This is a genomic window from Aquitalea denitrificans, assembly GCF_009856625.1.
Taxonomy (GTDB): domain Bacteria; phylum Pseudomonadota; class Gammaproteobacteria; order Burkholderiales; family Chromobacteriaceae; genus Aquitalea; species Aquitalea denitrificans.
In genome coordinates, this window is record NZ_CP047241.1 from 1,771,752 (window position 1) to 1,797,971 (window position 26,220).

Here is a 26,220-nt window from a genome sequence, read left to right on the forward strand (position 1 = left end):
GCGCTGCCTCAGACGGACAAGCCCGCCAACTGGGCGGTGTCCAGGGCAATCATCAGTTCTTCATCGGTGTTGATCACCAGGGCAGGCACGGAGTCGGCGGTGGTGATGCGGCCAGCCTTGCCGCGAATGCACTCTTCATTGGCTGCCTCATCCAGCTGCAGGCCCAAAAAGCCCAGCTGTTTGATTACGCGGGCGCGCAAATAGGACGAATTCTCGCCAATGCCGCCGGTAAACAGCACACCATCCAGTCGGCCCAGTGCCACGGTGAGGGCGGCAATGTGCTTGGCCAGGCGGTAGCTGAAGATATCCAGTGCCAGAATGGCGGCCGGCTGGCCAGCCATGGCGGCGTCTTCCAGTTCGCGGCAGTCGCTGGACAGCTCGGACAGGCCCAGCAAGCCGGACTTCTTGTTCAGCAGATCGGTGACGCCATTCACGTCCAGGCCCAGCTCGGAAGCCAGGTAGCCGAAGATGCCCGGATCGATGTCACCGGAGCGGGTGCCCATCACCAGGCCTTCCAGCGGGGTCAGGCCCATGGTGGTGTCCACGCTCTTGCCGCCCTTGATGGCGGCGGCGGAGGCACCATTGCCCAGGTGGGCGCAGACAAAGGCGGTGTCTTGCAACGGCTTGTCCAGCAGACGGGCGGCCTCGCCGGTGACATAGCGGTAGCTGGTGCCATGGAAGCCATAGCGGCGCACGCCGTGTTCGCGGTACAGCTGCATCGGCACGGCATACAGGTAGGCTTGTTCGGGCATGGTCTGATGGAAGGCAGTGTCGAATACGGCCACCTGTGTCAGTCCGGGGAATTGCTGCATGGCGGTGCGAATGCCCAGCAGGTGGGCCGGGTTATGCAGCGGGGCCAGTTTGGCGCATTTCTCGATTTCGGCGATCACGGTGTCGTCGATGACTGCGGAGGCCTTGAAGTGTTCGCCACCATGCACCACGCGATGGCCGACGGCCTTGACGCTGTCCAGCAAATCCAGCTCGCGCAGACGCGCAATGATGGCGTGCATGGCAGCGGTGTGATTGGCTTCGTTCAGCGCCTGGCTGTCTTTCTGGCCCGCATGCTTGAAGCTGATCTGGCCTTGGTCCAGGCCCAGTTTTTCAGCCAGACCGGTCAGGATGGCTTGGTGAGAGGCGGTGTCGATCAGGGCAAATTTCAGCGAGGAACTGCCGCAGTTGATAACGAGAATGCTTGATTTCATAGGCACTGGGGGTCGTAAATGACGAAAAAGGGGTCCGTTGGGAAAATCACTGCAGCAATCCGGTGGATTGGCCATATTAGGGTTATGACTGTGTCGGCCTGATGACCGGCTGTGCAGTAGACGGGCTCCTCTTGATTTTCCTTTGATCGGCTTGGGCCGGGCAGCGATTATCCGGCGCACCCTGCAAGGCGGCAATACGGGTTTTACCTTGCCGCTGCATGGCTTTGTCCGCGGGCGTTCGGGCCAGTTTCAACTGGGGTGGCTGCCTGCTGGAACAGGTGGTGGATAAAGGTGCTGTCACGTTTCAGCCAGCACCTGGCAATCCGACCGGTTCAACCGTGCCGCGAGTATAACATAGCCGTTATGAAGCGCTGATGTTGCTGCGCACAATTTGCGCTAACGCAATGATTTTTAAGGGTGGGGGCAGGGATGATGTGTCAAATTCCGCAAAAACGCACTTTGTAGCAGCATAGTTTCATTCTGCGAATGCTTGCCATCACCAAAAATAGCTTGCCCCCCCTTCCGGGGCGGGGCATAATCCCGCCCTCGAAAAGCAGGGGCTTGGCCTTTGTTTTCATTATCGTTTTGATGGTTCCGTAAACTCGTTTAGCGAGATTCGGCTGGTCTTATATCTTCTTCCACGGAGGTGTGGGAATAATGTCTGATCTGGCTTCTTCGCAGATGCTGCAAGCATCTGCTGCTCAGCTGCCTATCTATACCTATTTTGACCCGGCTCACTACGAGCTGGAGCAAAAACAACTGTTTGCCACTGCTCCGCAGTACTACGGCCATGCGCTGATGGTGCCCAATGAGGGCGACTATCACACGCTGGAATGGCTGGGCCACGGCAAGATGCTCAAAAATGTGGGCGGTGAAATCAAGCTGATTTCCAACGTCTGTCGCCATCGTCAGGCGCTGATTTATCAGGGCCGCGGCAATGGCAACCACATGGTGTGCAATCTGCATGGCTGGACTTACGACGCCGAAGGCAAGCTGCTGGGCGCGCCGCATTTCCCGCAAACGCCTTGCCTGAACCTGAATCAGACGCAACTGACCAACTGGAACGGTTTGCTGTTTGATGCCGGTCGCGACATCGCGACCGATCTGGCGCAGCTTGGTGTGGCCAAACACCTGGATTTCTCCGAGTTTGCCTTCCATTCGACGCATACCACCGAGTATGACTTCAACTGGAAGACTTTCATCGAAGTCTATTCCGAGGACTACCACGTCGATCCTTTCCATCCGGGCCTGGGCAATTTTGTCGATTGCGCCGAACTCAAGTGGGAGTGGGGTGCGCAGTATCACGTGCAGACGGTGGGGGTGAAAAACCAGCTGGCCCGTTCCGGTTCACGCGTGTATGGCAAGTGGCACGAAGAAGTACGCCGCCGTTTTGCCGACCGCCAGCCCGAATTCGGTGCCATCTGGCTCACCTACTACCCCAACATCATGGTGGAGTGGTATCCGCATGTGCTGGTGGTCAGCGTGGTGATTCCGCGTGGCCCGGAGAAATGCACCGTCATCACCGAGTTCTACTACCCGGAAGATGTGGTGTACTTCGAGCCGGAATTCGTCGAGGCAGAGCAGGCCGCCTACTTCGAAACCGCCAAGGAAGACGACGAAATCTGCTATCGCATGCACCTGGGCCGTCGTGCGCTGTGGCTGCGTGGCGAGAGCGAAGTGGGGCCGTATCAATTCCCCACCGAGGAAGGCATGCAACACTTCCACGAGTTCTATCGTCGCTTGATGGGCGATGCGATGGCTGGCTAAGCCGGACGTTTCAGTGCAGAATGGCAAAGGCGCGGGTTTCCGCGCCTTTTTCTTTGTCTTGATGACAATGCACTGGCAAAAACATTTACTTATTTTCGCCCTTGGCCTGCTGGCCGGGCCCGTGCTGGCCGCCAGTTTTACCGATCCGGCCAGCAAGATCAGCTTTACCTTGCCCCCAGGCTGGAAGGTCCGCAGCGTGGTGCAGGAAGGTGTGCGCGTGATCAAGGTGGTGCCGCCAAAGGCGGACCAGCGTGAACGTGCGGCCATCGAGGTGACCCTGCAGGAGTACAAGGCCGGGCGTGGTGATACGCCGGAGCGGCTGCAGCGCCGCTATCGACAGGCCGACGGTGACCGCGAGCCCGCACTCTACACACGACTTAACCCGCATAGCGGGCGGCTGGTTACGGAATATCGTGAGGGACGTTTTGTTTCTGGCCGTTTGTGGATTGTGCGGCTCAATCTGCATGTCTTCCTGCCAACGCCGGGCAAGCGAATGCTGGAGGCGCGCTGCGCGGCGAATGCTTCGGAGTTCAAAACCTACCGTCACCAGATGGAAGCCATCTGCCTGTCGGCCACCAGTTTGCGCAAGCCATGATGTACTCTGCAGTGCAATTGCTTCGCCTGGAGTGCCGTCGGCATGCCTGAGTCCTTGATTGCCCGGCTGTGCCGAGGCCAGTTGGGGGCTGGCTGGATGGTAGTGGCTGCCGCTTTTTTTGCGCTGATGGGTGTGTTTGTCAAAGCAGGTGCGCAGCATTTCAATTCGGTAGAGCTGCTGTTCTGGCGCACACTGATCGGCACGATCATTCTGGGTGTCGGTATCCGCTGGCGTGGCCTGTCACTGTCCACGCCGCACTGGCAAGGTCATATCAAACGCAGCTTTGTTGGCTACCTGTCCATGTCGGCACTGTTTTATGCGCTGACCCATTTGCCGCTGTCTACGGCGGTGACACTCAACTACACCTCCTCGCTGTTCTTTTCGCTGATCTGCGTTGTCAAGCTCAAGGACCGGTTGTCGCGCCCGGCGGCGTTGGCGCTGGGGCTAGGCTTTTTTGGCATTGTTCTGCTGCTGCGGCCAACCTTTAGCTCGGATCAGTGGCTGGCCGGCGTAGTGGGGCTGCTGTCGGGGGTAAGTGCCGGTTTCGCCGTGTTTCAGGTGCGCGAACTGGGGCAGATGGGCGAGCCGTCATGGCGGGTGGTGTTTTGGTTCTTCGCCATCGCCAGTGTGTTTGGTGCCGTCTGGCTGTTGCTGGGGCCAGGCTTCTCCCCGGTGCATGCCGGCAATGTCACGGCCTTGCTGGGCGTGGGTGTCTGCGGCATGCTTGGGCAACTGGCCATGACCATGGCCTACAAGGTGGGGCGCAAATATCTGGTAGCCAGCTTTGCCTATCTCACCGTGGTGTTTTCAGCCCTGCTGGGGATGTTGCTGTGGGGTGATGCCCTGGGGCCGGATGCCTTGCTGGGTATGGCGCTGATTGTCGGCGCAGGTTTGTTGGCGGCATTGCGCTGAAGCATGCCAAAAACATGTGATAGCTTGATGGTTGTCAGCAGAATCCCTGCTGACAGGAGCTAGAATGCAATCATGGTCGTGCGGCAATGGTTGGCGCGGCGTAACAATAACAAGCAAGACTCACACTTTAGGAGATACAGCATGATTTCTATCCGCGAACAGGATTATGGTCTGGATGTGGCGTTGTTCAATGAATTCTCGCTGGCAGATTTCAAGCTGTTTGAAGACGCGCTGGTCAAGCGTGTTACCGAACAAGGCAAGCCGGACGTATTGCTGGATCTGTCCGAACTGGTGGACTTCACTTTGGACATGGCGTTGGAAGAGGTCAAGTTTGTGCGTGCGCACGAGCAGGACTTTGGCCGTATCGCGCTGGTGGTGAGTGATGTGTGGATCAAGCTGGCAGCTCACATTGCCGGCCTGCTGTCGCATAACCATCTTGAATACTTTGATACGGTCGAGGAAGCTCAGGCGTGGCTGGCCGGGCCGGTTGCCGCTTGATTTTGGGGCGAATGACGGTACAGTAGCGGTTTTTGTTCAGCACGAAAGAATAAGAACCGATGTTGAAAAGCATTGCCAGCCGTCTTGCTACTGAACTAGCCGTCCGCGAAAACCAGGTGGCGGCCACTATCGAACTGATCGACGGTGGTGCCACCGTCCCCTTTATTGCCCGTTACCGCAAGGAAGTGACCGGCGGGCTGGATGATACCCAGCTGCGTACACTGGCCGAGCGCTTGGTCTATCTGCGCGAGCTGGACGATCGCCGTGACAGCATCCTCGCCAGCATCCGCGAGCAGGACAAGCTCACCCCCGAGCTGACCGCCGCGCTCTATGCAGCCGACAACAAGACGGCACTGGAAGACCTTTACCTCCCTTACAAGCCCAAGCGCCGCACCAAGGCGCAAATCGCGCGTGAAGCCGGCCTGCAGTCGCTGGCTGACAGCTTGCTGGCGGACCCTGCGCAGCAGCCTGAAGTCCTGGCGCAAGGCTATATCAATGCCGAAGCCGGCGTGGCCGATACCAAGGCGGCACTGGACGGTGCACGTGCCATTCTGATCGAACAGTTTGCCGAAGATGCCGAGCTGCTGGGTCGTCTGCGCGAAAAGCTGTGGAGCGAAGGCGAACTGGCTGCCAGCGTAGTGGCAGGCAAGGAGCAGGAAGGTGCCAAGTTTGCCGATTACTTTGACCATCGCGAAGCCATTCGCGCTACTCCTTCGCACCGTGCGCTGGCTTTGCTGCGCGGTCGCAATGAAGGTGTGCTCAGCGTTGCGCTCAAATACCAGCCGGATGAAACCCCGATTACCGAGCGTTCGGCTTACGAATTACTGATCGGTCAGCGCTTTGGCGTTCAGGATAAGGGCCGTCCGGCTGATAAATGGCTGCTGGACGGAGTACGACTGTGCTGGCGCGCCAAGATATTCCTGTCGCTTGAGCTGGAGCTGATGGGTAAGCTGAAAGAAGCTGCCGATGGTGAAGCCATCAAGGTATTTGCCGACAATTTACACGACTTGCTATTGGCGGCACCCGCCGGTCAGCGTGCCACTCTGGGTCTGGACCCGGGCTTGCGTACCGGTGTTAAAGTGGCTGTGGTGGATGGTACCGGTAAAGTGCTGGACACCACCGCCATCTACCCGCACGAGCCGCGCCGCGAGTGGGACAAGTCCATCGCCATTCTGGGCGCATTGTGTACCCGTCACAATGTTGACCTGATTTCCATTGGCAATGGTACGGCCAGCCGGGAAACCGACAGGCTGGCACAGGACCTGATCAAGGCGTACCCGCAATTGGGCATGACCAAGATCGTGGTGTCCGAGGCGGGTGCCTCGGTGTATTCGGCTTCCGAGCTGGCAGCCAAGGAATTCCCCGATATGGACGTCAGTTTGCGCGGTGCAGTCTCCATTGCCCGCCGTCTGCAAGACCCGTTGGCGGAGCTGGTGAAGATCGACCCGAAATCCATCGGCGTGGGTCAGTATCAGCACGACGTCAACCAAAGCCAGTTGGCGCGGGCGCTGGATGCGGTGGTAGAGGATTGCGTCAATGCAGTCGGGGTGGATGTAAATACTGCCTCCGTACCATTACTGACACGCATCTCCGGCCTGAACGCCACGCTGGCCGCCAATATCGTGAGCTACCGCGACCAGAATGGTGCTTTCAAAAACCGCAAGCAGCTGCTGAAAGTACCGCGCCTGGGTGACAAAACCTTCGAGCAGGCAGCGGGCTTCCTGCGCATCAGCGGTGGCGACAATCCGCTGGATGCCTCATCGGTGCATCCGGAAGCCTATCCGGTAGTGGAGAAAATCGTTGCCCGCCTGGGGCGTGAGGTCAAATCATTGCTGGGGGACTCTGTCGCGCTAAAAGCGGTCAAGGCAACGGACTATACCGATGAGCGCTTCGGCCTGCCCACGGTGATGGATATCCTTAAGGAGCTGGACAAGCCTGGCCGCGATCCGCGGCCGGAGTTCAAGACCGCCACCTTCCAGGATGGCATCGAGGACATCAAGCATCTGCAGCCCGGCATGGTGCTGGAGGGTGTAGTCACCAATGTGGCCAACTTTGGTGCCTTTGTTGATATCGGCGTACATCAGGATGGTCTGGTGCACATCTCCGCGCTGTCGAACAAATTCATCGACGACCCGCGCAAGGTGGTCAAGGCTGGTGATGTGGTCAAGGTGAAAGTGCTGGAAGTGGATGTGGCGCGCAAGCGCATTGCCCTGACCATGCGCATGAGTGATGAAGTGGGAGCAAGCAGCCGTACTGGCCGTTCCGACAATGCCCGCCCTGCAGGAGAGCAGCGTAACCGCTCGCCACAAGGTCGTACGCAGCAGCCTGCCGGCGAGTCAGCCATGGCTGCAGCATTTGCCAAGCTGAAGCAGCGCTGAATACTCGCTTGCATATATATGGAAGTCACCAAGCCCGGCTCCGCCGGGCTTTTTGCTGCCGGTGTCGGTGGCGAAACCAGCTTTTTGCGCCAGTTTCCCCCGTGGGTCAGCATCAGGATGGACGCCAGCGCACCGCGGGCTGTGCATGCGCAGCAAAATAGTCATGAAATCCGCATTTCATAAAGTATTACCGTTCAGTGACTTAGCGCGCTCTTGGCCGGGATTTCAGCAAATCGTGCAGATTTCTTCGCACAAAGTGTTGACGAGGGGTGGGTGTGGCGGTATAGTTCGCCTCCTCAGCAGACAACGCAGCGACGGAAACGAAACGCAGCGACCTGCACCGCTCTTTAAAAAACAGAATAACCGATAGGTGTGAGTGCTTGGCGAAAGCCAAATACTTGCACTGCAAGACAAGAAATACTTGTTATTTTCTTTGATCTTGCGTGCCAGAAAATTTGCTATGAGATTGAACTGAAGAGTTTGATCCTGGCTCAGATTGAACGCTGGCGGCATGCTTTACACATGCAAGTCGAACGGTAACAGGGAGCTTGCTCCGCTGACGAGTGGCGAACGGGTGAGTAATGCGTCGGAACGTGCCGAGTAGTGGGGGATAACTATCCGAAAGGATAGCTAATACCGCATACGCTTTGAGAAGGAAAGCAGGGGATCGCAAGACCTTGCGCTATTCGAGCGGCCGACGTCTGATTAGCTAGTTGGTGAGGTAAAGGCTCACCAAGGCATCGATCAGTAGCGGGTCTGAGAGGATGATCCGCCACACTGGGACTGAGACACGGCCCAGACTCCTACGGGAGGCAGCAGTGGGGAATTTTGGACAATGGGCGCAAGCCTGATCCAGCCATGCCGCGTGTCTGAAGAAGGCCTTCGGGTTGTAAAGGACTTTTGTCAGGGAGGAAATCCCTAAGGTTAATACCCTTGGGGGATGACAGTACCTGAAGAATAAGCACCGGCTAACTACGTGCCAGCAGCCGCGGTAATACGTAGGGTGCAAGCGTTAATCGGAATTACTGGGCGTAAAGCGTGCGCAGGCGGTTGTGTAAGTCTGATGTGAAAGCCCCGGGCTCAACCTGGGAACTGCATTGGAGACTGCACGGCTAGAGTGCGTCAGAGGGGGGTAGAATTCCGCGTGTAGCAGTGAAATGCGTAGAGATGCGGAGGAATACCGATGGCGAAGGCAGCCCCCTGGGATGACACTGACGCTCATGCACGAAAGCGTGGGGAGCAAACAGGATTAGATACCCTGGTAGTCCACGCCCTAAACGATGTCAACTAGCTGTTGGGGGTTTGAATCCTTGGTAGCGTAGCTAACGCGAGAAGTTGACCGCCTGGGGAGTACGGCCGCAAGGTTAAAACTCAAAGGAATTGACGGGGACCCGCACAAGCGGTGGATGATGTGGATTAATTCGATGCAACGCGAAAAACCTTACCTGGTCTTGACATGTACGGAACTTGCCAGAGATGGCTTGGTGCCCGAAAGGGAGCCGTAACACAGGTGCTGCATGGCTGTCGTCAGCTCGTGTCGTGAGATGTTGGGTTAAGTCCCGCAACGAGCGCAACCCTTGCCATTAGTTGCTACCATTTAGTTGAGCACTCTAATGGGACTGCCGGTGACAAACCGGAGGAAGGTGGGGATGACGTCAAGTCCTCATGGCCCTTATGACCAGGGCTTCACACGTCATACAATGGTCGGTACAGAGGGTAGCCAAGCCGCGAGGTGGAGCCAATCTCATAAAACCGATCGTAGTCCGGATCGCACTCTGCAACTCGAGTGCGTGAAGTCGGAATCGCTAGTAATCGCAGATCAGCATGCTGCGGTGAATACGTTCCCGGGTCTTGTACACACCGCCCGTCACACCATGGGAGTGAGTTTCACCAGAAGTGGGTAGGCTAACCGTAAGGAGGCCGCTTACCACGGTGGGATTCATGACTGGGGTGAAGTCGTAACAAGGTAGCCGTAGGGGAACCTGCGGCTGGATCACCTCCTTTCTAGAGAAGGCGATTGTCAAGTACTCACAGCCTATCGGTTATTCATGATTTAAGGGTAGTAACTGGGTTTGTAGCTCAGCTGGTTAGAGCACTGTGTTGATAACGCAGGGGTCGTAGGTTCGAGTCCTACCAGACCCACCAGTTTGGGGGATTAGCTCAGTTGGGAGAGCACCTGCTTTGCAAGCAGGGGGTCGTCGGTTCGATCCCGTCATCCTCCACCATTCTTACAGTGCAAACAAAAGCGCACACAGCATTTTATTGCTGCGTGAATTTCTGTTTGCGTTGTTTTTACAATGCCCGATCTTTAACAAACTGAAGAAGCCGAATTAATTAGACGGCGAAATGAAATGCATGGAGTTAACTCTGCATGCAGGACAAATCGTCATCTTGGGAATTTGATTGTATCTAATGTCATGTCGCCATATCAAAAGGGGCGGTGTGACATGTCGCACAAACACAATTCTGTCGGATTGGTAATCTAGGTTACTGAAATGATAGGGTCAAGCGACTAAGTGCATCTGGTGGATGCCTTGGCGATCACAGGCGATGAAGGACGTGTAAGCCTGCGAAAAGCGCGGGGGAGCTGGCAATAGAGCTTTGATCCCGCGATATCCGAATGGGGAAACCCACCCGCAAGGGTATCCCAGACTGAATACATAGGTCTGTGGAAGCGAACCGAGTGAACTGAAACATCTAAGTAACTCGAGGAAAAGAAATCAACCGAGATTCCGTCAGTAGTGGCGAGCGAACGCGGAATAGCCTGTATGTGATAGAGATTGAGATAGTGGAAGGCATTGGAAACTGCCGCCATAGTGGGTGATAGCCCCGTACACGAAATTTCATTCTTGGTACTAAGCATACGAAAAGTAGGGCGGGACACGCGAAATCCTGTTTGAAGATGGGGGGACCATCCTCCAAGGCTAAATACTCGTGATCGACCGATAGTGAACCAGTACCGTGAGGGAAAGGCGAAAAGAACCCCGGGAGGGGAGTGAAATAGAACCTGAAACCGGATGCATACAAACAGTGGGAGCCTCGCAAGGGGTGACTGCGTACCTTTTGTATAATGGGTCAGCGACTTACGTTCAGTAGCAAGCTTAACCGCATAGGGGAGGCGTAGGGAAACCGAGTCCGAATAGGGCGCTTTAGTTGCTGGGCGTAGACCCGAAACCGAGTGATCTATCCATGGCCAGGATGAAGGTGCGGTAACACGCACTGGAGGTCCGAACCCACTAGTGTTGCAAAACTAGGGGATGAGCTGTGGATAGGGGTGAAAGGCTAAACAAACTCGGAGATAGCTGGTTCTCCCCGAAAACTATTTAGGTAGTGCCTCATGTATCACTTCCGGGGGTAAAGCACTGTTATGGCTAGGGGGTCATTGCGATTTACCAAACCATGGCAAACTCTGAATACCGGAAAGTGCGAGCATGGGAGACAGACGGTGGGTGCTAACGTCCATCGTCAAGAGGGAAACAACCCAGACCGCCAGCTAAGGTCCCAAATGATCAGTTAAGTGGTAAACGAAGTGGGAAGGCCCAGACAGCCAGGATGTTGGCTTAGAAGCAGCCATCATTTAAAGAAAGCGTAATAGCTCACTGGTCGAGTCGTCCTGCGCGGAAGATGTAACGGGGCTCAAACTGATAACCGAAGCTGCGGATTTGCACGTAAGTGCAGATGGTAGGGGAGCGTTCTGTAGGTCTGTGAAGGTGTCTCGAAAGGGATGCTGGAGATATCAGAAGTGCGAATGCTGACATGAGTAGCGATAAAGCGGGTGAAAAGCCCGCTCGCCGAAAGCCCAAGGTTTCCTACGCAACGTTCATCGGCGTAGGGTGAGTCGGCCCCTAAGGCGAGGCTGAAAAGCGTAGTCGATGGGAAACGGGTTAAAATTCCCGTACTTTTGTGTAGTGCGATGTGGGGACGGAGAAGGTTAGGTCAGCGGCCTGTTGGAATAGGTCGTTCAAGCTGGTAGGTGGTTAGGGTAGGCAAATCCGCCCTTTCATTCAACACCGAGAAGTGATAACGAGGGTCTACGGACCTGAAGTGACTGATACCACGCTTCCAGGAAAAGCCACTAAGCTTCAGCTACACAAGAACCGTACCGCAAACCGACACAGGTGGGCAGGATGAGAATTCTAAGGCGCTTGAGAGAACTCAGGAGAAGGAACTCGGCAAATTGATACCGTAACTTCGGGAGAAGGTATGCCTCTTTAGGTGAAATCCCTTGCGGATGGAGCTTGGAGAGGTCGCAGAGAATCGGTGGCTGCGACTGTTTATCAAAAACACAGCACTCTGCCAACACGAAAGTGGACGTATAGGGTGTGACGCCTGCCCGGTGCTGGAAGGTTAAGTGATGGGGTGCAAGCTCTTGATCGAAGCCCCAGTAAACGGCGGCCGTAACTATAACGGTCCTAAGGTAGCGAAATTCCTTGTCGGGTAAGTTCCGACCCGCACGAATGGCGTAACGATGGCCACACTGTCTCCTCCTGAGACTCAGCGAAGTTGAAGTGTTTGTGAAGATGCAATCTCCCCGCTGCTAGACGGAAAGACCCCGTGAACCTTTACTGTAGCTTTGCATTGGACTTTGAAGTGGTTTGTGTAGGATAGGTGGGAGGCTTTGAAGCCAGGACGCTAGTTCTGGTGGAGCCGACCTTGAAATACCACCCTGACCCCTTTGAGGTTCTAACCTTGGTCCGTTATCCGGATCGGGGACAGTGCATGGTAGGCAGTTTGACTGGGGCGGTCTCCTCCCAAAGTGTAACGGAGGAGTTCGAAGGTTACCTAGGTACGGTCGGAAATCGTGCTGATAGTGCAATGGCAAAAGGTAGCTTAACTGCGAGACCGACAAGTCGAGCAGGTGCGAAAGCAGGACATAGTGATCCGGTGGTTCTGAATGGAAGGGCCATCGCTCAACGGATAAAAGGTACTCCGGGGATAACAGGCTGATACCGCCCAAGAGTTCACATCGACGGCGGTGTTTGGCACCTCGATGTCGGCTCATCACATCCTGGGGCTGTAGCCGGTCCCAAGGGTATGGCTGTTCGCCATTTAAAGTGGTACGTGAGCTGGGTTCAAAACGTCGTGAGACAGTTTGGTCCCTATCTGCAGTGGGCGTTGGAAGTTTGACGGGGGCTGCTCCTAGTACGAGAGGACCGGAGTGGACGAACCTCTGGTGTACCGGTTGTCACGCCAGTGGCATTGCCGGGTAGCTAAGTTCGGAAGAGATAAGCGCTGAAAGCATCTAAGCGCGAAACTCGCCTGAAGATGAGACTTCCCTGAGGGCTAGACCCTCCTGAAGAGTCGTTCGAGACCAGGACGTTGATAGGTCGGGTGTGGAAGCGCTGTGAGGCGTTAAGCTAACCGATACTAATTGCTCGTGAGGCTTGATCCTATCATTTGAGTGGCTTGGGAAACCGGGCTGACGGATAGTGCATGTGCGACGCGATCAAAGATCCAAGACTAATTAAGGCGGGAGTAGAGAGGTGGGAGTGGGGAGTAAACCCCTGCAACTGACGAACTACCCCCGAAACGGAGAGCAGGACAAGAGCGGGCAGAGACAACTCTCTACTCCCGACTCTCTACTCCCCACAAGGCTTCTTCAAGTTTGTTGACAGTTTATGTCTGGTGGCCATAGCGAGGTGGTCCCACGCCTTCCCATCCCGAACAGGACCGTGAAACGCCTTAGCGCCGATGATAGTGTGGCATTCGCCATGTGAAAGTAGGACACCGCCAGACTCCCCATACAGAAGCCCAGCTCAATCGAGCTGGGCTTTGTGCATTCTGCGCCACCATTTAACTTGCCTGACCACAAGTCCTTGCTCCGCTGCAGCGGTGACGGGGGCGTGGATGGGGCGCAGCAAATACAAAGCCACCGCATGCGGTGGCTTTGTCGTATCTACGACTCAGTGCTCAGGCAGCAGCCGTTCCAGTGTCAGGCCTGTCGCCGGCTGAACCGGGTAGTCGCTGAAGGAGAGGGTCAGTCCGTTTTCATCGCTGCTGAAGCGGGTCGGATAGCCTAGCGGCAGGGTGGTTTTGTCATGAATGTGGCCGAAGGGAATGCCGGTAAGGACGGGGATGCGCAGCTGGCTGCGTAGCTGGGCAATGACGCTGTCCAGTGTGTAGCCGGCGTCATAGGCATCCACGATGCGTCCCATGGCAAAGTCGCCCAGGAAAATGGCTTTTTGCCGCTGCAGAATGCCGGCCAGATAAAGCTGCTGCAGCATGCGTTCCAGGCGATAGGGCTGCTCGGCCACGTCCTCCAGAAACAGTAATCCGCCCTGGATGTCGGGTAGGAAAGGGCTGCCAACCAGACTGGACAGTACGCTGAGATTGCCGCCCCAGAATATGCCCTCACCTGTTGCCGTGTTGGCTTGTGGAGTGGGGGTGGAGACGGTCCAGTTTTCTGTTGTTGTCGCCTGAATGAAGTGCTGCATGGCCATCGGGCTGAGTTTGCGTCCGCCAAAGTCGCTGTACAGCATGGGGCCGGCAAAGCTGCCAATGCCGCCTTTAGCTAGCATGGCAAGCTGGATCGCGGTGAAGTCGCTATAGCCCATGATTTGGGTGCCGGCTTCCTTGAGCATGGGGCATAGCCGAGCATAGTCAATGTCTGCTAGCAGGCGGCATGCGCCATAGCCGCCACGCCCTGCCAGCAGCATGCGCGGCATGTCCTGACGCTGCGTCAGCTGATTGAGGTCCTGCAGCCTTTCCTGATCGCTACCGGCAAAGCGTTGGTACTGACGATCGATTGCGTTACGGTTGCTGATATTGAATCCTGCTTGTTGCAATCGCTCTACGCCGTGTTGGCGTTGCAAGGCGTTGGGCAGTGTTCCGGAGCAGGCGAGCAGCGCAATTTCGTTGTTTTGCAGTGACATGGTGGCAGGTGCTGATTTGGTGACGGCAGGTTGATGTGGTGCTGTGCCGCAGGCTTGCAGCAACCCGGCACCGGCGGCAGCGAGTCCGTGTTGCAGCAGCTTTCTGCGGGTCAGCGATGTCGGGTGCGAGGTCGGTGATGGCAAGCGGCTTCTCTGGATATGTCGGGATCAGTTCTGTTTCTGGCGGATGGCCAGCAAGGCCTGGTTACGCAGCGTCTTGAGCAGATTGAGTTCGTCCGGGCGTAAAGGCAGGCTGTGGGCTTGCTTTTTGTCGCCATACAGGAAGCCTATTTTCCTCTTTTCCAGTACCAGCGGAAAGATGATAAACGTTTGGGCAAGATCCAGTTGCCGATACCAGCGTGGAATATGGCTGCTGATGGCCGGTGCACTGGCGTCTTCGATAAAAATGTCGACATTTCGCTCCATGGCAATGCAGAAGGCATTGTCCTGCTGCTGCAGGTCGATCTTGAATTGCGGCAGCAGCGCAGCAGTGTCCTCGCCAAAGCCGAAGCGCGCATGCAGGGTGTTCTGTCGCGGGTCTCTGGTACACAGCAGGACATGATCAAAACCGACGGCACGGTACATGATTTCCAGAATCATGCGCAACAGGTCGTTGAGCTGGTAATTGCCCAGCAAGGTGGTGGTGATGTCCTGGATGCCGCTGGAAAGCAGGGATGTCGTTGCTGGCGTGGTATGGACATAGCTTGCCTCCAGCTCTGCTGCTGGAGCGGGGTGTTGGCTATCCGGGTGCGGGCCAAGCGCAGCGGTCTTGAGATGCTGAGCATTGCCTTGCGGTGTGGCTTCTCCGCTCCATTCCTGCAAATAGTTGGCAAATTCGGCTTGTGTCTCTGTAATGACCTCATGCAGGGTGTTGGCCTCCAGTACACAGGCGCGTTCATAGCGTACCAATAAGGGCTGTACCTGGCCGGCCCGTATGCCGGATGGCCCTGTCAGCAAGTGGGTCAGTTCGTTGGCCAGATTGCCCAGCATGCGCAGGCGGGCTGCGCTGTGTTGTGGTTGGCGCACCGGGCCTGGCGGGTAGGGTTCCAGGCTGCTGACGATACGTTCCGGGAAGCTCCACATGTCGGCAGTGCTGGCGCCGAGGGTGGCATAGGAAAGCCCGAGGGTGTGTTGAACTGCTTGGGCGGCGCTGCTGCCGGCACTGATTTTCTTGTGGATCAGGCGATATTCATTACGGAAATAGTAGACGCACAGCAGTTCCCCCAACTGCTGAAACATGCCGCAAATCAGCGCTTCTTCAGCTTCCTGCATACGGCTGCGGCGCGCAAGGCTGCGGGCAAGCAATCCGCAAAACAGCGCCTTGGTGGCAACGTCCCGCACTTCCTGGGCATGGCTGCGGTTGTGCATGTGCTCGAACAGCAGCAGCGTCAATGCCAGGTTGCGGATGGTATCAAAACCCAGAATCACGATGGCGCGCGACACCGTGCTGACCGAGCCGCCAAACTGACTGAAGTTGGCGGCATTCACCACTTTGAGCAGCTTGTTGGTGAGCGAGAAGTCCTTGAGGATGATTTCTGCCAGTACCTGCAAGCGTTCACTATCGGCATTGCCGATGTGGTTGATGGCGCTGATGGCTTGAGACAGTGCCGGAAAGTCCGGGCTGTGTCGCATGCGTTGCAGTAACTGCTCCAGTGCTGCCTGCTGGTTTCCTTCGGTGCGGATGAAACGCTGCTGGCGTACCAGCCAGTCTTGCAGCTGGGCAAGACTGGTGCGGGTAATGGCAATGGCCGGGCCGGGGCAGTCCAGCAAGGTCTGGCATAGTTGCAGTAATTCAGTGTCCAGATCCGGGCGCAACTTCTGCAGGGCAAGACTGCTGTAGGGACGTCCGCCCAATAGTTGGTATAGCAACTGGCCAGCCTGCTGCACGTTGTGGCGCTGCTGTTCGCTATCGTCGGCAATGGCGGCATGCTGCCCCAGCAGGCTGATTTGCCCGTGCGGGTCGACCAGGGTGTGTTCTGCATCCAGGTTGGGTAGTGCCAGCTGCTGTAATTGCAGGTGTAACAAGGCTTCCATGATGTCGCAGGCCATGCCCGCAGCTTCCCGCGCATCAGGTTTGGCCTGCAGCGTCTCGGCCAGCATTTTGCTGTCGCCAGTGGGGTAGCAGGCGTATTGCTGGCTGTTCAGTATGGTGTCGCCGGATGGTGAGGCAAGCAGGCCGTGGCGGGGCGCGGCGCGGCTGGCCTCTTCGGGCATGGGCATCAGCAGGTATTGCTGCCCGCTTGTGCTGGCCAGTAACAGCTGGCTGCCATCGCTGCAATGGATATGACGTATTGGCTGGTATTCCGCATTATCGTTGTCGCGGTTCATGATGTTCTCTCCCTGCCTGTCACTATATGGCTTATTTCGTGGTGTGACATGGCTGATTCGCGATTGCGTTATTGCTCTTTGGACTGAATTTTCACTTGGATAGTGCATATTGATATATCCAACTGGTTTTGGAAAAATGCAGCCCTTCCGGTAAATTGAGCGACTAGCAAACCATCATGCTGTGCTCATTTTGGAGCGCAGGCAGCCCAGAAACAGGCGGGAACCATGAATATCAGTCAACAAAAGCTGACTCACCTCAAGCAGCTGGAAGCCGAGTCGATTCACATCATTCGCGAAGTGGCCGCGGAATTTGAAAATCCGGTCATGTTGTACAGTATCGGCAAAGACTCTGCCGTGATGCTGCATCTGGCACGCAAGGCCTTTGCGCCGGGTAAGCCACCGTTCCCGCTGATGCATGTAGACACCACCTGGAAGTTCAAGGACATGTACGCCTTGCGCGACAAGCAGGCCGCCGAAGGCTGGGACCTGATCGTGCATGTGAATGAAGAGGGCGTTAAGGCCAACGTCAATCCCTTCACCGTGGGCAGTGCCAAGCACACCGATGTGATGAAGACCGAAGGCCTGAAGCAGGCGCTGAACAAATATGGTTTTGATGCGGCTTTTGGTGGCGCGCGCCGTGACGAAGAGAAATCCCGCGCCAAGGAGCGCGTGTACTCCTTCCGCGACAAGAACCACCGCTGGGACCCGAAGAACCAGCGTCCGGAGCTCTGGAACATCTACAACAGCAAGATCGACAAGGGCGAGAGCATCCGCGTGTTCCCGCTGTCCAACTGGACCGAGCTGGATATCTGGCAGTACATCTATCTGGAAAACATCGACATCGTGCCGCTGTATTTCGCCGCCGAGCGCGAAGTGGTCAACCTTAATGGCACGCTGGTGATGATTGATGACGACCGCATTCTGCAATACCTGACGCCGGAGCAGAAAGCCAGCATCACCAAGAAGCAGGTGCGTTTCCGTACCCTGGGTTGTTATCCGCTGACCGGTGCGGTGGAATCCACCGCCGCCACGCTGCCGGAGGTGATTCAGGAAATGCTGCTCACCACCACCAGTGAGCGTCAGGGCCGGCTGATCGACCATGATCAGGCGGGTTCGATGGAGAAGAAGAAGATGGAAGGCTACTTCTAAGCCTCGCTCCAACCTGTCACCCTTCTGAAGAATAGATGTCCGGCGCCCTGGCGACGGAATATAGCGGAAAGAACGATCATGTCTCACCAGTCCGAGCTGATTGCCAGCGATATCCTGGAATACCTGAAGCAGCATGAAAACAAGGACATGCTGCGCTTCATTACCTGTGGCAATGTCGACGACGGCAAATCCACCCTGATTGGCCGCCTGCTGCACGACTCCAAGCTGATTTTTGAAGACCAGCTGGCTGCCATCGAGCGCGACTCGAAAAAGTACAACACCACCGACCAGGAAATCGACCTGGCGCTGCTGGTGGACGGCCTGCAGGCCGAGCGCGAGCAGGGCATCACCATTGACGTGGCCTACCGCTACTTCAGTACCGAAAAGCGCAAGTTCATCATTGCCGACTGCCCCGGCCACGAGCAGTACACCCGCAATATGGCTACCGGTGCGTCCACCTGCAATCTGGCCGTGATCCTGATCGACGCGCGCCGTGGTGTGCAGACCCAGACCCGTCGTCACAGCTACATCGTCAGCCTGCTGGGCATCAAGCACGTGATTGTGGCCATCAACAAGATGGACCTGGTGGAGCACAGCCAGGAAGTGTACGACCGCATCCGTGAAGAGTACCTGGCTTTCTCCGAACACCTGACCATTCCGGATATCCGTTTTGTACCGATTTCCGCCCTGCGTGGCGATAACGTGGTGACCCGCAGCGAAAACATGGGCTGGTATCAGGGTGCCACCCTGATGGAGCTGCTGGAAAGCGTGCAGGTCAGCCACGACGTGGCGCTGGAAGCCTTCCGTCTGCCGGTGCAGTACGTCAACCGCCCCAATCTGGATTTCCGCGGTTTCTGCGGCACCGTGGTGGCGGGTGAAGTGAAGCCGGGTGATGCCATCGTGGCCTTGCCGTCCGGCAAGCGCAGCAAGGTGAAGGAAGTGGTTACTTTCGAAGGTAATCAGCCGTCGGCGTTTGTTGGTCAGGCCATTACCCTGACATTGGAAGATGAAATCGACATTTCACGTGGCGACATGATTGTACGCGCCGGTGAGCAGCTGCCGAGCGTGGCGCAGGCCTTTGACGCCCACGTGGTGTGGATGGCCGAAGCCCCGCTGACCGTGGGCAAGGAATATGGTTTCAAGCTGGCGGGCAAGGTGGTGACAGGTCGCGTGGCCGCCATCGAGCACCGTATCGATGTCAACTCGCTGCAGCAGTTCGATGCCCCGCAACTGGCACTGAACGAAATCGCCCTGTGCCGCGTGGAGCTTAACGCGCCGGTGGTGTTTGATGCCTATGCCCAGTGCCGTGGTACTGGCAGCTTCATCATCATCGACCGCCTGTCCAATGCCACTGCCGCGGCGGGCATGGTGACGGCGGCTGCCGAATCCACTGCCGATCCGGTGAGCGACGAGCTGGCCCGTTTGCGTGCTTTCGAGCTGGAATTCAACCAGCTGGTGCGCAAGCACTTCCCGCATTGGGAAGCCAAGGACATCAGCAAGCTGTTGAAATAAGCTGCCGGTTTGTCAGACAAAAGCCGACCTGGTGGTCGGCTTTTTTGCGTCTGCATGTTGATGCAAAAAAAATGCCACCCCGCAGGGTGGCATTGCGTGGCGGGCGGTTTGAGTGCTTACAAGTCGCCGCCGGTTTCCAGGATGAAGCTGGCCTTGGCATCCTGACCCAGTTGTTCCACCAGGTAGGGCAGTACTTCCTTCAGCATGGCGGGTAAGGTCCATGGCGGATTGAGCAGGAACATGCCACTGCCGTACATGCCAAAGCCGTCTGCCGACGGCGCCTGCACGTGCAGCTCGGCGCGCAGCCAGCTCTTGGCCGGTAACTTTTTCAGCTCTTTGGGCAGCTCTTTCATTTCGGCGCGTTGCAGGCAGGGATACCACACGGCATAGATGCCGGTGGCAAAGCGCTTCAGGCCTTCTTTCAGCGCCGTCACCACGTGCTGGTAATCGCGCTTGTCTTCATAAGGCGGGTCGATCAGCACCAGGCCGCGGCGCGGTGGCGGTGGCAGAATGGCCTTGATGCCTTCAAAGCCATTGGCTTGCTGCAGCTGGGTGCGGCGCGGGTGGCCGCCAAAGTTCTGTTCCAGCAGCTGAAAGTCAGTCGGGTGCAGTTCGAACAGGCGCAGTTTGTCGCTTTGCGGCATCACGGCGGCGGCGCACCAAGGTGAGCCGGGGTAGTAGCGCAGTTCGCCATCCGGGTTCATTTCGCGTACCACGTCCACATAGGCCGCCACGGCGGGTGGCAGGTCGGTACGGTCCCACAGGCGGGCAATGCCGCTCAGGTATTCGGCATTCTTGGCGGCATAACCTTCTTGCAGCGCATAGCCACCGGCACCGGCGTGGGTGTCGATATACCAGTAGGGTTTGTCTTTCTGGCCCAGATAATCCAGTACGGCAATTTCAATCAGGTGCTTGAGCACGTCGGCGTGGTTGCCGGCGTGAAAGGCGTGGCGATAACTCAGCATGCATCAGCTTTCTAAGGCAATGGCGGCATTGTAGCGGATTTGACCGCGCTTCAGACGGCGGGCAGCCAGTTGGCGGGCAGGGCGCTTTCCCAGCCCAGCGAGCGCACCACGCTGGCAAAGTCTTCCGCCAACGGGCAGGTCAGCTGGATGGCTGCACCGGTCAGCGGATGGGTGATCTGCATTTCCATGCAGGCCAGCAACATGCGCTGGCTGCCAAAGTGCTCGGCAAACATGCGGTTGTGCACGCCCTTGCCGTGGGTGGCGTCGCCGATGATGGGGTGGGCGATGTGCTTCATGTGGCGGCGCAACTGGTGGCGGCGGCCGGTGAGCGGCGACAGCTCCACCAGTGCATAGCGGCTGCTGGGATAGCGGTCCACTGCGATGGGCACTTCCACCGTGGCCAGGCGGCGGTAGTCGGTTTGTGCTTCCTGCGGGCCGGGCTGCACTTTTTCTCCCAGCCAGGCCAGGTCGTCCACGCGGCGGCTGAGGGCGTGGTCGATATGGCCGGATTCCGCCGGATGGCCGCGTACCACCGCCAGATAGCGCTTGTTGACCTCCTGGCGTTCAAACTGCCAGCTCATTTCGCGCGCGCTGTCCTTGTCCAGCGCAAACAGCAAGACGCCAGAGGTGCCCTTGTCCAGGCGGTGTACCGGATAGACGCGCTGGCCGATCTGGTCGCGCAGCAACTGGATGGCAAAACGGGTTTCATGGCGGTCCAGCTCGGAGCGGTGGACCAGCAAGTTGGACGGCTTGTGAATGGCGATCAGCTGCGGGTCGCGGTAAAGGATGGGTAGCATGGCAGTGTTGATGAAGCGAAGGCGGCGATTGTAGGGCTTTGCGCCCGGCTTGGGTATGCCGATGGGGCATACGTGGCCGAATTGATACAGCGGGGGTGGGGTGTGGCGGGAAAAGTCACCGGTTCCATACGATGTTTGCAGTGAAATCTTGCAGCGCTGTCAGCAAAACGTCATATTTTCTGTTCTGTCATGCTTGGCTGGCATGTATTTTGTGGCGCGCGCAGCGGTGTGATGCTGTTCTCCTGTTTGCTGAATGCCAGCTTTGCGACAGGGTATTTCAAAGTAGAGAGGAAAATGTTTACAGTCAATTTCCCCCTCATTACAATTCGCCGCGCCCATCAAGTTGAAATGCCGTGCTGTTGGCTGATATCGATTTAGCTGCTGCCGGGTGAGTTGTGCAAAAAAATAGCCAATGCGGAAGCTGGCGCTTTCCGAATCTGCCTGTGCCGGCCAGGCCTACACAAGCATGTTGACCAACAAAACCAAGAGTTCCTGATATGACCATTCAATTGAAACGCGCAAGCCTTGCCGTTGCCCTGTCCGTACTGGCTGGCACAAGCTTCGCCAAGGATTTCAGCCCGGCAGTGATCTACGACCAGGCCGGCAAGTTCGACAAGAGCTTCAACGAGGCGGCATTCAATGGCGCCGAGCGTTTCAAGAAGGAATTCAAGATCAGCTACCGCGAAGGCACTATCGCCTCCGAAGCGCAGAAAGAACAACTGCTGCGTAACCTGGCGCGCAAGGATGCCGACCTGATCGTCTCCGTGGGCTTCTCCTTCACCCAGGCGGTGGAAACCGTGGCCAAGGAATTCCCCAAGGTGAAATTCACCATCATTGACTCCGTGGCCAAGGGTCCGAACGTACAGAGCATCGTATTCAAGGAACAGGAAGGCTCCTTCCTGGTGGGCATGGCCGCTGCGCTGGCTTCCAAGTCCGGCAAGGTGGGTTATATCGGTGGCATGGATGTGCCGCTGATTCGCGCCTTTGGCTGTGGCTATGTGCAAGGTGCCAAGTATGCCAACAAGAAAACCGAAGTCATCCAGAACATGACCGGCACCACCCCGCAGGCCTTCAACGACCCGGCACGTGGCACCGAACTGGCCAAGAGCCAGTTTGACCGTGGCGTGGACGTGGTGTTTGCCGCTGCCGGCGGCACCGGCCTGGGCGTGCTGCAAGCCGCCAAGACCGCTGGCAAGCTGTCCATCGGCGTGGACAGCAACCAGAACCACCTGTACCCGGGCTTTGTGCTGACTTCCATGGTGAAGCGCGTGGACAATGCCGTGTACGACACCTTCAAGTCGGCCAGGGATGGCAGCTGGAAGCCGGAAGTCAAGGTGATGGGCCTGAAGGAAGGCGGCGTGGACTGGGCGCTGGATGCCAACAACCGCAAGCTGATTTCTGCCGATATGGAAAAGAAGATTGGCGCGGCCAAGAAGGACATCATCAGCGGCAAGCTCAGCGTGGTGGATTACCGCAGCAACAATAGCTGTCCGGTGAAATAAGTCTCTAGATTATCTTTTCCCGGCTGCGGCCCGGGAGGACTGCAGGCACGATGGCTCCGGCCCTCGTGCCTGTTTGGTTCTTGCAGGGTGCACCGGGGTTTATTGCATGCGGGGAAATACAGGCATGACTGATTTCGCCATCGAACTGGCCGGCATCAGCAAGCGCTTTGGCGCGGTGCAGGCCAATCGCGATGTGACGATGCACATCGCCAAGGGCAGCATTCACGGCATCATCGGTGAAAACGGTGCTGGCAAATCCACGCTGATGAGCATTCTGTACGGCTATTACCAGGCCGACGAAGGCAGTATCCGGGTGCATGGTCGCGAAGCGCGCATTCGTAACAGCCAGGAGGCCATCCGCCTGGGTATTGGCATGGTGCATCAGCACTTCATGCTGGTGGATACCTTTACCGTGCTGGAAAACATTGTGCTGGGTGCCGAAGGTGGCTTGCTGCTCAAGCAGGGCATGGAGCAGGCGCGGGCGCATTTGCTGCAGCTCAATCGCGATTATTCGCTGGAAGTGGACCCGGACGCCCTGGTGGGCGAGCTGGGCGTCGGCCTGCAGCAGCGGGTGGAAATCCTCAAGGCGTTGTATCGCGGTGCCGATGTGCTGATTCTGGACGAGCCCACCGCGGTGCTGACCCCGCAGGAGGCCGACCATCTGTTCTGCATCCTGCGTGCGCTGCGCGAACAGGGCAAGACGGTCATCCTGATCACCCACAAGCTGCGCGAGGTGATGGACATTACCGATGCGGTGAGCGTGATGCGTGCCGGCACCGTAGTGGGCAATGTGCGCACCGCTGACGTCGACAAGGAAAAGCTGGCCGACCTGATGGTGGGGCGCAAGGTATCGCTGAAGGTGGACAAGGCCGAGCGCACGCCTGGCGCGGCGGTGCTGGAGGTGCGTGGCCTGAGCCTGACCGATGCACGCGGCGTCAAGCTGCTGGACGGGCTGGATTTTCAGGTGCGTGCCGGTGAAATCGTCGGCATTGCCGGGGTGTCCGGCAATGGCCAGTCCCAGCTGCTGGAAGTGCTGGCCGGCATGGTGGAGCCCACCAGTGGTGAAATCCGCTACCACGGCCAGGACTTGCTGCAGGAAAGATCCAGCCAGCCGCGTGCGGCGTTATACCGCAACAAGGGTATTGCCCATGTGCCGGAAGACCGTTCGCGCGAGGGGCTGGTGAAGTCCTTCCCCATGTTCGAGAACGCCATTCTGGGCTACCACAACGATAAAACCGTCAGTCGCCGCGGCCTGTTTTCCCGCCAGGCGCTGCTGGCGCGTACCCGCGACTTCATCCGCCAGTTTGATATCCGCCCGGACAACGCCCAGCTGCGCGTGGGCCTGCTGTCCGGTGGCAATCAGCAAAAAGTGGTGCTGGCGCGCGAGATCCACGCCGATCCGGACTTGCTGCTGATCGGCCAGCCCACGCGTGGAGTGGACATCGGTGCCATCGAGTTCATCCACCGTCGGCTGGTGGAGTTGCGCGATGCCGGCAAGGCCATCTTGCTGGTGTCGGTGGAACTGGAAGAAATTCTGGCCTTGTCCGACCGCATCCTGGTGATGGCGGGCGGGCAGATCAGTGGTGAAGTGGCGGCCAGGGAAGCCGACACCGTATCGCTGGGCTTGTTGATGGGGGGGCATAAACAGTGAAATTCGGACAACCGTCCACCTTGCCGCGCTGGGCGCAATTAAGCGTGCTGCCGGTACTCAATCTGCTGGCCGCCTTGCTGGTGACCGGCTTTGTTACCTGGATGATTGGGGAAGATCCGTGGGAATGCCTGCAACTGCTGGTCAGCGGTGCATTTGGCAGTGGTGAGGGCATCGGCTACACGCTGTTCTACACCACCGGCTTCATTTTTACCGGACTGGCCGTGGCGACGGCTTTTCATGCAGGCTTGTTCAATATCGGCGGGGAAGGGCAGGCCTATCTGGCCGGGCTGGGGGTGACCCTGGTCGTGCTGGCGTTTGATCACACCCTGCCACCGCTGGTGCTGGTGCCCTTGTGCATTCTGGCGGCCATGGGCTTTGGTGCCGCCTGGGCCTTCATCCCGGGCTGGTTGCAGGCCAAGCGTGGCAGCCACATTGTGGTGACCACCATCATGTTCAACTTCATCGCCTATTCGCTGATGTTGTACCTGATTGGCCATCACCTGATTGAAGCCGGTTCGCAAAATCCCACCACGCGGGAGTTCGGTCACAATGCCTGGATTCCGGCCCTGCACCAGCTGGCTGCCGGAGTGGGAATCCAGCTGCCCAATACTCCGCTCAATCTCACCTTCATCATGGCCTTGCTGGCCTGCGTGCTGTTCTACCTGCTGGTGTGGCATAGCCGTTGGGGCTTCCAGCTGCGTACCGTCGGTGTGAACGAAAGCGCGGCGCGCTATGCCGGTATCAATGTCAGTAAAACCATCATGCTGGCCATGTGCATCTCCGGTGCGCTGTCCGGCTTTGCCGCCATCAACGAACTGCTGGGTTCCACCCACCGCATGAATGTGTCCTTCACCAATGGCGTGGGCTTTGTCGGCATTGCCGTGGCGCTGATGGGGCGCAACCATCCGGTGGGCATCATCCTGTCCGCCTTGCTGTTTGGCGGGCTGACCCAGGGCGGGCTGGAGCTGTCGTTTGAAAAGCCGGTGATTACCCGCGAGATGATCATCTTCATCCAGGGTTTGATCATCCTGTTCTGCGGTGCACTGGAAAACCTGTTCGAGCCCTTTATCGCCGGGCTGTTCAAACGCAAGGAGGATAAGTGATGGAGCAATGGCTCAGTCTGCTTGATTCAACCATCCGCGTGGCTACCCCACTGGTGCTGGCGGCCTTGGCCGGCATGTTCTCCGAGCGTTCCGGCGTGGTGGACATCGGCCTGGAAGGCAAGATGCTGGTGGCGGCGTTTGCTTCTGGCGCGGCGGCCTTTGTCACCCATTCGCCCTGGCTGGGCCTGTTGGCCGGGGTGATGGCCGCGGTAAGCATGGCCATGGTGCATGCCTTTGTCTCGGTTACCTATAACGGCAACCAGCTGATTTCCGGCATGGCCATCAATACCATCGCCTCCGGCATTACGCCGGTGCTTGGCTTGGCCTGGTTCCAGCAAGGCGGCAATACGCCGCAACTGGATGACGACTCGCGCTTTCACGACATTGCACTGCCGTTTGCCGATGCGCTGGGCAATGTGCCGGTTATTGGTCAGCTGTATAGCAAGCTGTTGTCCGGCCACAGCATTCTGGTCTACCTCACCATCCTGATCATTCCTCTGGTCAGCTGGGTGGTGTACCGCAGCCGCTTTGGCCTGCGCCTGCGCGCGGTGGGAGAAAACCCGCATGCGGCCGATACCGCAGGCGTGTCGGTGGCGCGGGTGCGCTATATCGCGCTGTTCTGGGGTGGCGTACTGTGCGGCATGGCCGGCACCTTCCTGTCGGTGTACCAGACCGGTTCCTTCATCAAGGAAATGACGGCGGGCAAGGGCTTTCTGGCGCTGGCGGCGCTAATTTTCGGCAAATGGCGTCCGTTGCCGGCGGTGTTGGGCTGCCTGCTGTTTGCCTTTGCCGATGCGCTGCAAATCCGGCTGGAAGGGGTGGATCTGCCCTTGATCGGCCAGATTCCCTCGCAGGCCATTCAGGTGATTCCCTATGTGCTGACCGTGCTGTTACTGGCTGGCTTTGTTGGCAGAGCAGTGGCACCGAAGGCGATTGGCGTGCCTTTCGTCAAGTCACGTTAAGACCTGAGCGCTGTCTTTGTTGTCATG

General features: G+C 57.6%; 15 protein-coding genes, 2 tRNA genes, 3 rRNA genes and 1 pseudogene. 16 read left to right on the plus strand and 5 right to left on the minus strand.

What is annotated here, in order from left to right; genetic code table 11:
• Positions 1 to 8: 8 nt before the first annotated feature.
• Positions 9 to 1,202 (minus strand): acetate/propionate family kinase, encoded by a 1,194-nt coding sequence (locus GSR16_RS08030; RefSeq protein ID WP_159876226.1) that lies wholly within the window; start codon positions 1,200 to 1,202, stop codon positions 9 to 11.
• A gap of 657 nt (positions 1,203 to 1,859) precedes the next feature.
• Between GSR16_RS08030 and GSR16_RS08035 the strand changes: the two genes are divergently transcribed.
• The 10 genes from GSR16_RS08035 (at position 1,860) to rrf (ending at position 13,088) form a co-directional block, all read left to right on the plus strand.
• Positions 1,860 to 2,969, plus strand: coding sequence for an aromatic ring-hydroxylating oxygenase subunit alpha (locus tag GSR16_RS08035; protein ID WP_159876228.1), 1,110 nt, complete (start codon positions 1,860 to 1,862; stop codon positions 2,967 to 2,969).
• 13 nt (positions 2,970 to 2,982) lie between these two features.
• A complete protein-coding gene (locus GSR16_RS08040) occupies positions 2,983 to 3,564 on the plus strand; it encodes a hypothetical protein (protein WP_240902628.1) in 582 nt (193 codons plus the stop codon).
• Positions 3,565 to 3,606: 42 nt separating this feature from the next.
• A complete protein-coding gene (locus GSR16_RS08045) occupies positions 3,607 to 4,476 on the plus strand; it encodes a DMT family transporter (protein WP_240902629.1) in 870 nt (289 codons plus the stop codon).
• A 141-nt stretch (positions 4,477 to 4,617) separates the two neighbouring features.
• Complete coding sequence (locus tag GSR16_RS08050; RefSeq protein ID WP_159876230.1) at positions 4,618 to 4,974, plus strand: SpoIIAA family protein; 357 nt, start codon at positions 4,618 to 4,620, stop codon at positions 4,972 to 4,974.
• Between the two features lie 59 nt (positions 4,975 to 5,033).
• Positions 5,034 to 7,352, plus strand: a complete 2,319-nt coding sequence (locus GSR16_RS08055; RefSeq protein WP_159876232.1) for a Tex family protein — start codon at positions 5,034 to 5,036, stop codon at positions 7,350 to 7,352.
• A 468-nt stretch (positions 7,353 to 7,820) separates the two neighbouring features.
• A 16S ribosomal RNA gene (locus GSR16_RS08060) occupies positions 7,821 to 9,356 on the plus strand.
• A gap of 64 nt (positions 9,357 to 9,420) precedes the next feature.
• Positions 9,421 to 9,497 (plus strand) — tRNA-Ile (locus GSR16_RS08065).
• Positions 9,498 to 9,501: 4 nt separating this feature from the next.
• Positions 9,502 to 9,577: transfer RNA gene (locus GSR16_RS08070), tRNA-Ala, on the plus strand.
• A gap of 277 nt (positions 9,578 to 9,854) precedes the next feature.
• A 23S ribosomal RNA gene (locus GSR16_RS08075) occupies positions 9,855 to 12,744 on the plus strand.
• Positions 12,745 to 12,973: 229 nt separating this feature from the next.
• Positions 12,974 to 13,088: ribosomal RNA gene (gene rrf / locus GSR16_RS08080) — 5S ribosomal RNA — on the plus strand.
• Together the 16S, 23S and 5S rRNA genes with 2 tRNA genes alongside form the textbook arrangement of a ribosomal RNA operon.
• 167 nt (positions 13,089 to 13,255) lie before the next feature.
• On the opposite strand, the gene GSR16_RS08085 is transcribed toward rrf, so the two are convergent.
• On the minus strand, positions 13,256 to 14,368 hold the full coding sequence (locus GSR16_RS08085; protein ID WP_159876234.1) for an LD-carboxypeptidase: 1,113 nt from the start codon (positions 14,366 to 14,368) through the stop codon (positions 13,256 to 13,258).
• A gap of 24 nt (positions 14,369 to 14,392) precedes the next feature.
• Positions 14,393 to 16,552 (minus strand): HDOD domain-containing protein, encoded by a 2,160-nt coding sequence (locus tag GSR16_RS08090; protein WP_159876236.1) that lies wholly within the window; start codon positions 16,550 to 16,552, stop codon positions 14,393 to 14,395.
• 222 nt (positions 16,553 to 16,774) lie between these two features.
• Here GSR16_RS08090 and cysD point away from each other — a divergent pair.
• Together cysD and cysN are read left to right on the plus strand one after the other, a co-directional pair.
• Positions 16,775 to 17,701 (plus strand): annotated as a pseudogene (gene cysD / locus GSR16_RS08095) (sulfate adenylyltransferase subunit CysD); the annotation flags it as partial.
• A gap of 78 nt (positions 17,702 to 17,779) precedes the next feature.
• Complete coding sequence (gene cysN / locus GSR16_RS08100) at positions 17,780 to 19,213, plus strand: sulfate adenylyltransferase subunit CysN (RefSeq protein ID WP_159876238.1); 1,434 nt, start codon at positions 17,780 to 17,782, stop codon at positions 19,211 to 19,213.
• A 116-nt stretch (positions 19,214 to 19,329) separates the two neighbouring features.
• Here the strand turns inward: cysN and GSR16_RS08105 are convergent, their stop codons facing one another.
• Positions 19,330 to 20,178, minus strand: coding sequence for a 23S rRNA (adenine(2030)-N(6))-methyltransferase RlmJ (locus tag GSR16_RS08105; RefSeq protein ID WP_159876240.1), 849 nt, complete (start codon positions 20,176 to 20,178; stop codon positions 19,330 to 19,332).
• A 50-nt stretch (positions 20,179 to 20,228) separates the two neighbouring features.
• On the minus strand, positions 20,229 to 20,975 hold the full coding sequence (locus GSR16_RS08110; protein WP_159876242.1) for a tRNA pseudouridine(65) synthase TruC: 747 nt from the start codon (positions 20,973 to 20,975) through the stop codon (positions 20,229 to 20,231).
• 497 nt (positions 20,976 to 21,472) lie between these two features.
• Between GSR16_RS08110 and GSR16_RS08115 the strand changes: the two genes are divergently transcribed.
• The 4 genes from GSR16_RS08115 to GSR16_RS08130 all read left to right on the plus strand — a co-directional run bounded on the left by GSR16_RS08115 (position 21,473) and on the right by GSR16_RS08130 (position 26,193).
• Entirely contained in the window at positions 21,473 to 22,477 is a 1,005-nt protein-coding gene (locus tag GSR16_RS08115; protein WP_159876244.1) for a BMP family lipoprotein, read from the plus strand.
• 124 nt (positions 22,478 to 22,601) lie between these two features.
• Entirely contained in the window at positions 22,602 to 24,128 is a 1,527-nt protein-coding gene (locus GSR16_RS08120) for an ABC transporter ATP-binding protein (protein ID WP_159876246.1), read from the plus strand.
• On the plus strand, positions 24,125 to 25,231 hold the full coding sequence (locus GSR16_RS08125) for an ABC transporter permease (RefSeq protein ID WP_167522555.1): 1,107 nt from the start codon (positions 24,125 to 24,127) through the stop codon (positions 25,229 to 25,231). Before GSR16_RS08120 ends, GSR16_RS08125 begins: the two co-directional genes overlap by 4 nt.
• Positions 25,231 to 26,193: an ABC transporter permease gene (locus GSR16_RS08130; RefSeq protein WP_205677520.1), complete on the plus strand. Its 963-nt coding sequence runs from the start codon at positions 25,231 to 25,233 to the stop codon at positions 26,191 to 26,193. Before GSR16_RS08125 ends, GSR16_RS08130 begins: the two co-directional genes overlap by 1 nt.
• Positions 26,194 to 26,220 lie beyond the last annotated feature (27 nt).